Raw genomic sequence first — 12,197 nt, 5'->3', positions numbered from 1 at the left:
GTTGGTTTCTGTGAATCGAGTGTTGGACTCGAAGCGATTACTCGTCATCCTCGCCGCTGGGGAGGAGGTCCTCGAAAAACGATCCGATCCCGTCGAAGAAGCCGCCGTCGGTGTCGTCCGAATCGTCGCCTTCGTCCGTGCTGTCATCGTTGCTCGTGCCGTTATCGGTCTCATCAGCGTCGGTAGTCGATTCACTGTCGTTCCCGCTGTCATCACTGTCATCGGTAGCCGTCTCGTCATCGCTCTGGTCCTCGTCAGTCCCCGTTCCCGTCTCGTTGAGCTCCTCGTCCGTCTCGTCGTCCTCCTCGGCCTCTCGCGCTTCGTCTTCGGTTTCGTCACTCCCCGCTTCGGTTTCATTCCCTCCGGATTCGTCACCGTCAGTGACATCGTCTTCTTCAGTTTCGTTCCCATCGGCAGTCTCGTTGGTACCAGTAGTCTCAGTGTCGCCAGTCTCGGTATCACCGCTCTCGGTTTCGTTTTCCTCGCTCGGATCAGTCGCCGACTCTCCGTCCGCGCGGTCGTCACCCTCGTTCCCGGCATCATCTGTCCCCGTCTCATTACTGTCGGTTCCGTGCTCCTCCAGCGGTTCCGTTTCGCCGTCGGACTCGGGCGTGTCGTCTCCATCGCCTACGAACAGCTCCGGGCCGACGGCTGCGACGGTCAGCCCGAACGCCGCGAGGATGATCACAGTCGTCACCAGGACGGCCCCAGTCGACGACGAGTCGGTCTCGTCTGGCATCGACTGTGTTCGCCACGAGAGACGGTATTGTTAAGCGCAGCCATCAGCCGAGCGAACCGCCGCCACGGCGGCCAATCAGCCACCTGTCACTCGAGTCGACACGCCATCGTAATCGTCGGCGAACGGGGATAGCCGGCCTTTACGGCTCTTACGGGATGCTCCGCCTCCGCGAGCCCGTTCGACCGAAACGTCTACCCGCTCGAGTCCGTACGCCCCTGCCATGGGAAACTACGATATCGAGCGCTATCTCAACGTCCGCAGCGCCTACGGCGCGTCGTTCGGTCCCGACGGCGAACGGCTCTCTTTCCTGATGAACACGACAGGTACGCCGCAGATCTGGACGCTCGAGGAACCCCGATCCTGGCCCGAGCAGCGAACGTTTTACGACGAGCGAGTAACCTTCGCCTCGTGGTCGCCCGAGCGACCGGAGCTAATCTTCGGAATGGACGAGGGCGGCAACGAGCGCGCCCAGCTATTTCGGCTCGACGCCGAGACGGGCGAGATCGAGAATCTGACGGCGATGCCCGACGCCAAACACAGATGGGGCGGCTGGAGCCACGACGGCGATCAGTTCGCCTTCACCTCGAACCGCCGCGACGAGTCCGTCTTCGACGTTTACGTCCAGGACCGCGACGAGCGGGGAGACGATGCGACCCTCGTCTACGAGGGCGACGGCTGGCTCTCGCTGTCCGGCTGGAGCCCCGACGATTCCCGGCTGCTCGTCTCGCAGGCCTACTCCAACTTCGATCAGGACCTCTACATCCTCAATCTCGCGGCCGACGAGCGCGAACTCGAGCACCTCACGCCCCACGAGGGCGATGTGCGCTACCGGAGCGCCAGTTGGGCTCCGGACGGCGAGGGTATCTACCTCGTGACCGACGAGGGCGACACCGACACCCTGTATTTAGCCTACCTCGACCTCGAGACGAAGGATCTCGAGACGGTCGCCGACGGGGACGGCTGGAACGTCGGCGGTATCGCGCTCGACGACGAGACCGGGCGATTCGTCTACTCGCGAAACGTCGAGGGGTACACCGACCTGACGGTCGGGGAGTTCGACGCCGATGAGCCGACCGCGTTCGAGACCTTCCCCGAACCCGATCTGCCGGGCGGTATCTCCGGCGGCGTGAGTTTCGATCCCGACGCGGAACGGTTCGCGCTGTCGACGACCGGCGACGCGGTCAACACGAACGTCTTCGTGGTCGATCTCGAGAGCGGTGAGACTGAGCAATGGACCAGCGCGCCGACTGCAGGTATCCCTCCGGAATCGTTTCGCGACTCCGATCTGGTCGGCGTGGAGAGCTTCGGCGTTGACGGGCCACGCCCGTCCGCACGCGAGACGTCGTCTCGCGCTGGGCTCGAGGTACCGGGTTTCCTCACGCTGCCTGACGAGCACGAAGCGGGAGAGACACCCGTCATCGTCGACATCCACGGCGGCCCAGAGAGCCAGCGTCGTCCCTCCTTCTCGAGCGTCAAACAGTACTTCCTCGATCGGGGCTACGCCTACTTCGAGCCGAACGTCCGCGGGTCGTCGGGCTACGGCGCCGAGTACGCCGCCCTCGACGACGTCGAAAAGCGGATGGACTCGGTCGCGGATATTCGAGCCTGCGTCGAGTGGCTGCAGGATCATCCCGCAATCGATCCCGATCGGATCGCCGCCAAGGGCGGCTCCTACGGCGGCTTCATGGTGCTGGCCGCGCTGACCGAGTACCCCGACCTCTGGGCCGCCGGCGTCGACGTCGTCGGCATCGCGAATTTCGTCACGTTCCTCGAGAACACCGGTGACTGGCGGCGCGAACTCCGCGAGGCCGAGTACGGCTCGCTCGCCGATGATCGCGAGTTCCTCGAGGAGATCTCTCCGATCAACAACGTCGAGCAGATCGAGGCCCCGCTGTTCGTCCTCCACGGCGAGAACGATCCTCGCGTCCCGGTCGGCGAAGCCGAACAGATCGCTGAGAAAGCGGCCGAACAGGGCGTTCCGGTCCGAAAACTGATATTTGAGGACGAGGGACACGGCTTCTCGAAGCTCGAGAACCGCATCGAAGCCTACTCCGAAATCGCGGACTTCCTCGACGAGCACGTCTGAGTCGGTCCGGGACGGCCTCCAACCCAGCGATCCGGTGCGTCGAGTGGCGATCGGTTCACCGCGTTTGTTATTATCTGCCGGTCGTTAATAGTTCCCTTCACACTTAGCAAGATTTACATTTCGGTAGTCGGGAGGATCATGTATGCCCGCTATCAAAACAACCGCCCTGACCAAACGGTACGGCGAGGATGTCCTCGCGGTCGACGACCTCGACCTGACCGTCGAAGAAGGCGAAGTATTCGGCTTCCTCGGCCCGAACGGCGCCGGGAAGTCGACCACGATCAACATGCTGCTGGACTTCGTGCGTCCCTCCGAGGGGACCGCGACGGTGCTCGGACTCGACGCACAGACCGACACCGACGAGATCCGCCACCGGATCGGCGTCCTCCCCGAAGGCGCGAGTGTCTACGATCGACTCACCGCGCGCGAACACCTCCAATGGGTCATCGACACGAAAGGGACCGACGACGATCCCGACGAACTCCTCGAGCGGGTCGGGCTCACCAGCGAGGACGGCGACCGAGCCGCCGGCGGCTACTCGAAGGGGATGACCCAGCGACTGGGCTTTGGGATGGCTCTGGTCGGCGACCCCGACCTCCTGATCCTCGATGAACCCTCCTCGGGGCTCGATCCCACGGGGATGCAGGAGATGCGCGAGATTATCCAACAGGAGGCCGAGCGGGGGACCACGGTCTTCTTCTCGAGTCACATCCTCGGGGAGGTCGAGGCCGTCTGTGACCGGATCGGCATCATGAATGAGGGGAACCTAGTCGCGACCGGCACGCTCGACGACCTGCAGGGCGACCTCAACCTCGGCGCGCCGATCTCACTGGAGGTCGCGACGGTGCCCGATTCGCTCGCCCTCGAGGGACTCGAGGGCGTCCGCTCGGTCAGCGTCGAGGGGACGACGATCACGGCGACCTGCGCCGACCCGTCGGCCAAGGTCGAGGTCGTCGAACGGGTTGCCGGGGCGACGACTGTCGAGGACATCATCTCCGAGGACACCTCGCTCGAGCAACTGTTCAACACCTATACGAACGACGAGCGGACGGACGAGGAGAAGGCCCCGGCGCCGGAGGTGACGGCATGAGCACGCTCGACGTCGCGAAGAAGGACTTCCTCGACGTCCGCCGGGCCAAGATGATCTGGTTCGTCACTGGCCTCTACGTGCTCATCGCGGTGTTGATGTTCTACTTCGGCCAGAACGGAATCGAGGACCCCAACTTCTACAGCGCCCTACTCGGATTGACCAACTATGGTGCGATGATCATCCCGCTCATCGCGCTCGTGACCGCCTACCTGGGGATCGCCGGCGAACGCGAGTCCGGGAGTATCAAGTACATGCTCTCGATTCCGAACAGTCGCCGCGATGTCGTTCTCGGGAAGTTTCTCACCCGCTCGGCCGTCGTCGTCGGAGCGATCCTCGTCGGTTTCGGCGTCGGCGCCGTCCTCGGACTACTCTGGTACACGTCGTTCGATGTCGAGATGTTCCTCGGGACGCTCGCATTGACGATTCTGTTCACCCTGACGTACGTCTCGATCGCGATCGGTATCTCCGCCGCGACGGCCTCCCGATCGCGAGCGATGGGCGGCGTAATCGGCTTTTTCTTCGTCACGAACGTCCTCGCCCTATTCGGACTGGTGAACACGGCTCTCGACTGGATCTTCAATGATCTGCTCGGAGCGGACCTCTCTATGGATATCCTCAGGTTCGTCGAATCGGTCGTGAGTCCGCTGATGGCGTTCGTCAACTCACTCGACCTCGTCTTTCCAGCCGAAGTTGGCCAGATACCGCCGGACAGTCCGTGGTATCTCGAGGGAGAAGCGATGATTGGAATCCTGCTGGCGTGGCTGGTCATCCCGCTCGTGCTCGGTATCTGGCGGTTCGAACGTGCTGATCTGGGCTGATCGCCGGTCGACGAGTTCGTCACTCGCCATCGAGTCGTCGCGTCAGTCGATGACGCCCGTTTTCGTCGCCACGTCTCGAGCGGCGCGCTCGTTCATCCCGTCGCCGAGGATCGTGTAGCGGTCCCGGATCTCGTGGCAGGTCGTCAGCGCCTCTATCACCGTCTCATCGCCGATCCCGAGGTCGTCGGCGGTCGTCGGCGCGTCGATGCTCGAGAGCGCGTCGCGAATGTCGCGCCAGATACCGTCCCCGCCCTGGTGGAGATAGGCGGTCAAGATCGAGCCGACGCCGACCTGGTGGCCGTGTAACGCCGCGTCGGGTGCCAGTCGGTCGAGTTGGTGCGAAAAGAGGTGCTCCGCGCCGCTGGCCGGCCGCGAGGACCCGGCGATACTCATCGCGACGCCCGAGGACATGAGCGCCTTGGTGACGACCCAGGCGGATTCCTCGAGTCCTGGCCGGATGAGATCGGCGTTGTCGACGAGAATTTCGGCGGTCATCTCCGAGAGCGCGGCGGCGTACTCGGAGTACTCGACGTCCTTGAGCCGCTGGGCGAGCCGCCAGTCCATCACGGCGGTGTAGTTGGAAATGATGTCCGCACAGCCGGCGGTCGTCAGCTCCCACGGCGCGTCGGCGAGGATGCCGGTGTCGGCGACGACCGCGAGCGGCGGCTCTGCGGCGACACTGTGGCGGGAGTCCCCGTCTGGCACGGAGCCGCGATTGCTGACGATCCCGTCGTGGCTGGCCGCCGTCGGCACCGAGAGAAAGCCCATATCGAGGTGGTGACTGGCCAGTTTCGCGATGTCGATTGCCTTCCCGCCGCCGATGCCGACCAGATAGGAGACGTCCTCGGCCTCGGCGACCTCGATCACCCGCTCGACGGCCTCGAAGGTCGCTCTCTCGATCGTGACGATCGCGGGCTCGATCCCGGCGGCCTCGAAGTCCGCCGCGATGGGGTCCGCGGCGACCTCGCGGGGCGTCGGGCTCGTGACGAACAGCGGTCGTCCCTGTAAGTGGAGGTCGTTGACCACACCGAGGACCTCGTTGCGAACGCCGTGGCCGACGACGACGTTTCGCGGCAGGCGGATCCACGTCGACTTTTCGAACATAGGTTCCCTGACTCACGCAGGGGTCATACGGTTTTTCCTCGAGCGGTTCGCGGCCGTGCCGCGAGCAGTCCGATCCAATTCGATCCGATCCGATTCGCGTCGGTTCCCCGATGTCCGCGCTCGAGCGGGGGGAATCCGACCGGTCGGAGCGACGCGTTTATGACCGCGTCGTCCGACAGCATCCGTATGGTTACTTCTGCGTGCGCTCCGTCGAGGAGCGCGATTGCCGTCGGAGGAACGCCCGAGACGGACCGATCGATCGCCCCATCTCGTGACTCGCGAGGGGACCGATGAGCGAGATTACTGACTACGAACTCTACGAGGTCCCGCCGCGGTGGCTGTTCCTCAAGGTGACGACCAGCGACGGGACGGTCGGCTGGGGCGAACCGGTCGTCGAGGGCCGGGCGCGCACCGTCCGCGCCGCGGTCGAGGAGCTGATGGAGGGATACCTGCTCGGCGAGGATCCGGCGCGGATCGAGCACCACTGGCAGCGGCTCTACCGCGGCGGCTTCTACCGCGGCGGCCCCATCCTGATGAGCGCCATCGCGGGCATCGATCAGGCCCTGTGGGACATCAAGGGCAAGCGCTTCGACGCGCCGGTTTACGAGCTGCTCGGCGGCGCCGCGCGCGATCGTCTCCGCGTCTACCAGTGGATCGGCGGCGACCGACCGGCCGACGTCGGTGAGGCCGCCAGAGAGAAGGTCGAGGACGGCTTCACGGCACTGAAGATGAACGGGACGGCCGAACTGCGCCGCATCGACTCCCCCGCGGCCGTCGACGCGGCTCGGGATCGCCTCGAGGCTGTTCGCGAGGCCGTCGGCGACGAGGTCGACATCGGCGTCGACTTCCACGGCCGGGTCTCGAAGCCGATGGCAAAGCGGCTCGTGACCGCGCTCGAGCCCTACGAGCCGATGTTCGTCGAAGAGCCGGTGTTGCCCGAGCACAACGACGCCCTCCCCGAAATCGCACAGCACACGACGATCCCGATCGCGACGGGCGAGCGGATGTACTCGCGGTGGGACTTCAAGTCGGTGTTCGAACAGGGCGTCGTCGATCTGATCCAGCCGGACCTCTCGCACGCGGGCGGGATCACGGAGGTCAAGAAGATCGCGAGCATGGCCGAGGCCTACGACGTCGCCGTCGCGCCCCACTGCCCGCTGGGGCCGATCGCGCTGGCCTCGTGCATTCAGGTCGACGCCTTCTCGCCGAACGCCCTCATTCAGGAGCAGAGCCTCGACATCCACTACAACGAGACGAGCGACGTCCTCGACTACCTGGCCGATCCCGACGTCTTCGACTACGAGGACGGCTACGTCGATATCCCGGACGGCCCCGGACTCGGCATCGAGATCGACGAGGAGTACGTGAAACGGCAATCCGAGGAGCCGGTCGACTGGCACAACCCGGTCTGGACCCACGACGACGGCAGCGTCGCCGAGTGGTAACGTTGGCCTCGTCGGACCGAGTCGAGTTCGCCATCGGGGCCGGACACCGGACCGCATAATCGGTTTTGTCACCGGCTGCTCCGTCCCCGAGCGTCTGTCATCGCTCGTCACGTTCGGTGAGACGAGGTCCGACGCGTCTGAACGGACTCGATCAGAACGTGTCCAGAATCCCCAGCACGCGCTCTTCTGCGTCCCGGTCCGGCCCGTGATCGCTCCCGTCGCGGTCGCTCTCGAGGTGGTCCGCGACCGAGCGGTCCATCGCCGCCTCGAGCGGCGTCGACTCCCAGCCGAGGGCAGCCAGTTTCGCCGTCGAGAGGACGTGGGGGTACGTCCGGTAGAGGGGGTAGTCGTCGAGTTCGATGTCGCCGGCCGCGAGTTCGCGGGGGCCGGCGCGGACGAGTTCCACGTCGCCCATTCTCGGCTCGCTCCGCTTGCCGCTCACCTTTTCCGTGGCGCTACGCGCCACGCGATCGAGGGAGTCAGCCACCAGTTCGATCATCTCCGCGAGCGTGACGAGCCGTCGATCGCCGACGTTGTAGGCCTCGCCGGGCGCGCCGCGTTCGGCGACGATCCGGAGCGCGCTGGCCACGTCCTCGACGTAGACGCGGTGGCGGAGGTTCGTCCCGTCGCCGGGCACCACGACGCGGTCGAAACGGTTCACGCGGTCGATCCACCAGTCGAGTCGCTCGGTGTGGTCGTGGGGCCCGTAGACGATCGGCGGGCGGACGGCCATGGCGCGGACGCCGTTCTCGGCCGCCGCGAAGACGGTGCGGTCTCCCTCCGCCTTCCGATTGCCGTAGGTCTCGAACGAGTCGTCGGTCGCCTGCTCGGCCGTACAGGTCTCGAGTGCCGTCTCGCCCTCCCGCTTGGGGATCTCCTCGCGGCCGTATGCCGCCCCGCTCGAGACGTAGACGTAGGCCTCGCAGTCCGCGAAGATGCGGGTCGCAGCGCGGACGTCCTTCGGGTGGTAGGCGACGCAGTCGAAGACCGCGTCGGGATCGACCGTCGTCGCGGCTGCCTCGAGGGCCGTGTCGTTCGTCCGGTCGCCCTCGACGTGGTCGACCCGTTCGTCCTCGGCGAACGGGTTCCCGCTGTTTCCGCGGGTGAACAGGGTGACGCTGTAGTCGTGCTCGAGCAGGTCGTCGACGAGGTGGCGGCCGATGAAGCGAGTGCCGCCGATAACGAGTGCGCTGTCCATGTGTGACCGTCACGACTGCGGGAAAAAACTGTGGCGGACGAGCGAGTCGACGCGAGAAGAGCGTTCCGCGGTACCGGCAGTTCATTCTGTCGCCATTCCGGTTCCGCCGTTCGCTCCGAGTTTTCTGGAACCACTGCGTACACCGAGTGCGCTGTAGATCTTCGATGACACGTGAGCGACAGTACCACGTGTGAATTTGCCACCAATGATCATTAATTAGGAATACAAAAATTACGGTGGAAAACTCGTAAATAGCCCCGGCTCGAAACCGATACATGGACGCATCCGAACGCAGAGATCCGATTACCGGTGTTTCGATCAAGCGATCTGAGACCCCAGTCTACCTGCCCGGGACGCCGACCGCTTCGTTCACGGAGAGCTTCGAGCGATTCAGTAGCATGTATCTCCGCTGGTAGCTATCACTCGGACTGATGGAACGCGAGACGTGAATTCTTCGCCCGTTCTGAGGGATGCTGTCGGCCGTCGAGCAGACGGCGCTATTGGATCCGCCAGATGTTGAACCGTCGACTGAGTGCCGTAATCGGTGACGGAGCGCGACGGCGATCGGTACCGGCCCGCGACCGGTAAGCGCGGTGACGTACAGGGGCGGGTTCTTTTGACCCCTCCGTCGTAGGGCGGATCGATATGTCAGAACGGCTCTGGACGGATCGCGCTCCCGACTATCCGCTCGAGTGCGACCACTGTCGGTATCCGATCCCCGGCGACGTCGAGGAGGGCGACGACGGCCGGTACTGTTCGGTGGCGTGCCGCGACGCCACCGACGACTCGATGCTCTCCGATCCCCGCGCCTACAAGCGGTTCGTGTCCAGCGTCGAACCGCTCGACTCGCTCGTCCCGAACGGCATCCCCGCGGACTCGTTTCTCCTCCTCTCCGGTGACGAGGGCACTCGCCGAGCCGAACTCGGCATCGAACTTGTCTGGCGCGCCCTCGAGCGCGGCGAACCCGCTGTCGTCGTCTCCCTCGCCAATCCGCCGACCGCGACGCTCGAACGGTTCTATCAGAACGGGTGGAACGTCCTGCCGGCGCTCGAGAACGATCGCCTGCGGATCCTCGACTGCTACACCCACCGGCTCGACGATCGGGAAGCGTTTCTCGAACAGCGAAACGAGTGGACGACGTTCGTCGGCGAGGCCGCCGCGGACGCGATTGTCGAGGTGCGCGATCCCAGCGACCGCCGCGAACTGACGAACAGTGTCACCGGCGCGCTCGACGACCTCGAGATGACCGAGACCGGACTGGTCACGATCGACTCGCTCGACGAACTCGAGACGGTGTTCCGGGATCGGCAGGTCTACGATTTCGTCGAAGAGCTCCGGGCGACGGTCTGTAAGGCGCGATTCGTTCCGGTCGTCGCCGCCGCGTCGACGGCCGACGAGAACGCTCCCGAGTCCGAGTACGCCTTCGATGGGATCGTCGACCTCCGACTGACCGATCGACTCGCGACGGACGTCCGACTCAAACAGCTCGCCGTTCGCAAACTGATCGGGGCCCAGTTTCTGCCACAGTGGGTGACGTACGAACACGAGCCCGCTCGCGGGTTGTTCGCATTTGGTCCGAACACGGACGCACGGAAGGTGTACGACCTGGGAAGCGGACCACCGCAACCGAACCAGCCTAGATAGACGGCCGACGGAGTGACGATACGAACCGTTCGACACGGCTTCGAACGTGGCCCTCGAGACTGCCACGAATCGCTTCCGTTTCGCTCGCGTGACGCCACGGACCGCGAGCCGAATGCGGTCCTCGAGCCGAGCGGAGACTCTGCCACCGGTTCGGTCCGTATTCGCCGTTGTCACTCCTTCTGTACCCTGTACTGGGCATGCACGCGAACTCACGCTCGGGTTTTATGCGCTCGTTCGGGATAGCACCACACGCTGCACCAGGACCAGCAGCGATCAGCGCGTCGATCAGGGGCGAGTCGGTGATCGACTCCCGAATTCACAGCCGACGATCCACACACCCATGAACGACCGATACGACAGCGGCCGACGGACGGACGACCGAGATATCGAGCACTCGAGCCACAGGGGAGAGCGCAGTCAGAACCGACGCGAAGGACGGGGCCAGGAGACCAATCGGGGACGACAGGGCGGCGACAGCGATGATATCGATGCCCGGGGCCCCGAGCACCGCAGGCGTGAGCGCGAACGAACAGAGGGCCATCAGGACACGTCCGCTGATACCGGCTGGGGGCGTGGTTCCGGAACGACAAACGACAGAGGCCCCCAGCGCGGGCAGCAGCCCAACCGGGGGCAGGGAGAATACCCACAGGGCGGACAAACGCAACAGCACGGCGGTCAACAGCGGACACAGCGTAGCCAGCAGTCGGCGCAACGCGGTGAGCGCGGACAGCAGTTCGGGCAGCAAGATACCCAGCAGCGCGGACAACAGTCCGGTCAGCAGCGGAGACAGCCTGACCAGCAGCAGCGGAGACAGCCTAATCAGCAGCAGCGACAGCAGACCGGACAGCAACCTGAACAACACCGAGGGCAACAGTTCGGACAACAGCCGCGGCAACAGGCTGGACACCAACGAGGACAGCCAAATCAGCAGCGACAGCAACAGTCCGGACAGCAGCGACGGCAGCAGACCGAACAACAGCGGGGGAAGCCAGGTCAGCAACGGCAGCAGACTGGACAACAACGAAGACAACCTGATCAGCAACGGCGACAACAGACCGGCCAACAGCGAGGACAACCCGATCAGCAACGGCGGCAACAGCCCGACCAACAGCGAGGACGGCAGACCAGGCAGCAGCGACAGGACAACCGACAACAGCGCAGCGGGTTCGAAACGAACGCGATAGACGAAGCAAACCTCGCGTACGGCGGCGAAGCCCGACACGAGGAACATCGCGGTGGACAGCAGGGCGATATGCAGGGCCAGCAGGGTCAGCAGGGCGGTATGCAACGAGGCCAGCAGAGCCAGCGCAGTATGCAGGGCGGCATGCAGGGTCAACGGGACCGCATGCAGGGCCAGCGCGGAACCGAGGGGTCCGATCGCCAGCAGGGCAGTCAGCAGCAGGGCGGCATGCGACAGGGTCACCAGCGTGATAACCGATCTCAACGCGGCCAGCAGGGCACACAGCGCGGCGAGGAGCGACAGGGTGCCCAGCAGCGCTGGCACGAGAGCCGGGACACCGGTTCCGAACCGATGGACCGCGAACAGGGCTATCAGGGCCGACAGCATCGCGGGCAACAGAACAGGATGCAAGACCAGCAAGGAAACCGGTCCCAGCGGGGCAGCGAGCAACACGGGAGCCAGTTCCAGCGGGGCCAGCCCGAGTCCCGTCGCCACCAGCGGAGCGAAGGCCATCAGTCCGGTACCCAACGGGATCAGGGAAGCGGACAGCGCGGCCAGCGACCCAACCGCGACTATCAGGTCAGCCAACAGTTCAGCCGGCAGGAGGACCGGCGAGACACCCAGGGCTCCTCGAGCGGGCGCATGAACCGAGAGCAGCAGTCCGGCGGTGGTCTCGAGCACCAGCAACAGAGACGGCGATCAGAGCAGGGCGACTGGACGGACGGCTCCGGATCAAACCGGGGCTCGAGCGGTGACCGAAATCAGCAACTGCAGAACGACGATATGAGCAACCGTCGGCACGTCCACGAGCGCGATCCGATCGCTGACGAGGATCAGGCTCGTGACGAGGACCGGTCGAGGTAACCCCCTCGAGTCGCCGGCCGGTAGCCGCT

Annotated in this window: 10 protein-coding genes; 6 read left to right on the top strand and 4 right to left on the bottom strand. The window is 64.9% G+C overall.

All coding sequences use genetic code 11. The features are described 5' to 3' along the window. Positions 1-37 precede the first annotated feature (37 nt). Positions 38-739, bottom strand: coding sequence for a hypothetical protein (locus HYG81_RS26915; protein WP_180842723.1), 702 nt, complete (start codon positions 737-739; stop codon positions 38-40). A gap of 220 nt (positions 740-959) precedes the next feature. On the opposite strand from HYG81_RS26915, the gene HYG81_RS26910 reads away from it, so the two are divergent. The 3 genes from HYG81_RS26910 to HYG81_RS26900 all read left to right on the top strand — a co-directional run bounded on the left by HYG81_RS26910 (position 960) and on the right by HYG81_RS26900 (position 4,733). Beyond that, positions 960-2,825, top strand: coding sequence for a S9 family peptidase (locus HYG81_RS26910; protein WP_180842722.1), 1,866 nt, complete (start codon positions 960-962; stop codon positions 2,823-2,825). 142 nt (positions 2,826-2,967) lie between these two features. Next, positions 2,968-3,915, top strand: a complete 948-nt coding sequence (locus tag HYG81_RS26905; RefSeq protein ID WP_180842721.1) for an ABC transporter ATP-binding protein — start codon at positions 2,968-2,970, stop codon at positions 3,913-3,915. Continuing rightward, positions 3,912-4,733: an ABC transporter permease subunit gene (locus tag HYG81_RS26900; protein ID WP_180842720.1), complete on the top strand. Its 822-nt coding sequence runs from the start codon at positions 3,912-3,914 to the stop codon at positions 4,731-4,733. Before HYG81_RS26905 ends, HYG81_RS26900 begins: the two co-directional genes overlap by 4 nt. Before the next feature lie 42 nt (positions 4,734-4,775). Here the strand turns inward: HYG81_RS26900 and HYG81_RS26895 are convergent, their stop codons facing one another. Beyond that, positions 4,776-5,837, bottom strand: coding sequence for an NAD(P)-dependent glycerol-1-phosphate dehydrogenase (locus HYG81_RS26895; RefSeq protein ID WP_180842719.1), 1,062 nt, complete (start codon positions 5,835-5,837; stop codon positions 4,776-4,778). Positions 5,838-6,127: 290 nt separating this feature from the next. Between HYG81_RS26895 and dgoD the strand changes: the two genes are divergently transcribed. Continuing rightward, the gene (gene dgoD / locus HYG81_RS26890) at positions 6,128-7,282 is read left to right on the top strand and encodes a galactonate dehydratase (protein ID WP_180842718.1); all 1,155 of its coding nucleotides are present in this window, start codon (positions 6,128-6,130) and stop codon (positions 7,280-7,282) included. Positions 7,283-7,433: 151 nt separating this feature from the next. On the opposite strand, the gene HYG81_RS26885 is transcribed toward dgoD, so the two are convergent. Continuing rightward, positions 7,434-8,480: an NAD-dependent epimerase/dehydratase family protein gene (locus HYG81_RS26885; RefSeq protein ID WP_180842717.1), complete on the bottom strand. Its 1,047-nt coding sequence runs from the start codon at positions 8,478-8,480 to the stop codon at positions 7,434-7,436. 645 nt (positions 8,481-9,125) lie between these two features. Here HYG81_RS26885 and HYG81_RS26880 point away from each other — a divergent pair. Further along, complete coding sequence (locus HYG81_RS26880; RefSeq protein ID WP_180842716.1) at positions 9,126-10,124, top strand: RAD55 family ATPase; 999 nt, start codon at positions 9,126-9,128, stop codon at positions 10,122-10,124. Positions 10,125-10,440: 316 nt separating this feature from the next. On the opposite strand, the gene HYG81_RS26875 is transcribed toward HYG81_RS26880, so the two are convergent. Beyond that, positions 10,441-11,412, bottom strand: a complete 972-nt coding sequence (locus HYG81_RS26875) for a hypothetical protein (RefSeq protein ID WP_226777533.1) — start codon at positions 11,410-11,412, stop codon at positions 10,441-10,443. Here HYG81_RS26875 and HYG81_RS26870 point away from each other — a divergent pair. After that, positions 11,407-12,168 carry a hypothetical protein gene (locus HYG81_RS26870; protein WP_226777532.1) on the top strand — a complete coding sequence of 254 codons (762 nt, stop codon included), beginning with the start codon at positions 11,407-11,409 and terminating at the stop codon, positions 12,166-12,168. The genes HYG81_RS26875 and HYG81_RS26870 overlap by 6 nt on opposite strands. The last annotated feature ends 29 nt before the right edge of the window (positions 12,169-12,197 follow it).

The organism is Natrinema zhouii, from assembly GCF_013456555.2.
Classification (GTDB): domain Archaea; phylum Halobacteriota; class Halobacteria; order Halobacteriales; family Natrialbaceae; genus Natrinema; species Natrinema zhouii.
Note: the sequence above shows the minus strand (reverse complement) of the source record. Positions and strands in the feature narration are given on the sequence as shown.

Coding starts and splice junctions, on each gene's coding strand:
- HYG81_RS26900 (WP_180842720.1), top strand. CDS start 3,912: ATGAGCACGCTCGACGTCGCGAAGAAGGACTTCCTCGACGTCCGCCGG.
- HYG81_RS26895 (WP_180842719.1), bottom strand. CDS start 5,837: ATGTTCGAAAAGTCGACGTGGATCCGCCTGCCGCGAAACGTCGTCGTC.
- HYG81_RS26915 (WP_180842723.1), bottom strand. CDS start 739: ATGCCAGACGAGACCGACTCGTCGTCGACTGGGGCCGTCCTGGTGACG.
- dgoD (WP_180842718.1), top strand. CDS start 6,128: ATGAGCGAGATTACTGACTACGAACTCTACGAGGTCCCGCCGCGGTGG.
- HYG81_RS26870 (WP_226777532.1), top strand. CDS start 11,407: ATGCAACGAGGCCAGCAGAGCCAGCGCAGTATGCAGGGCGGCATGCAG.
- HYG81_RS26880 (WP_180842716.1), top strand. CDS start 9,126: ATGTCAGAACGGCTCTGGACGGATCGCGCTCCCGACTATCCGCTCGAG.
- HYG81_RS26910 (WP_180842722.1), top strand. CDS start 960: ATGGGAAACTACGATATCGAGCGCTATCTCAACGTCCGCAGCGCCTAC.
- HYG81_RS26905 (WP_180842721.1), top strand. CDS start 2,968: ATGCCCGCTATCAAAACAACCGCCCTGACCAAACGGTACGGCGAGGAT.
- HYG81_RS26885 (WP_180842717.1), bottom strand. CDS start 8,480: ATGGACAGCGCACTCGTTATCGGCGGCACTCGCTTCATCGGCCGCCAC.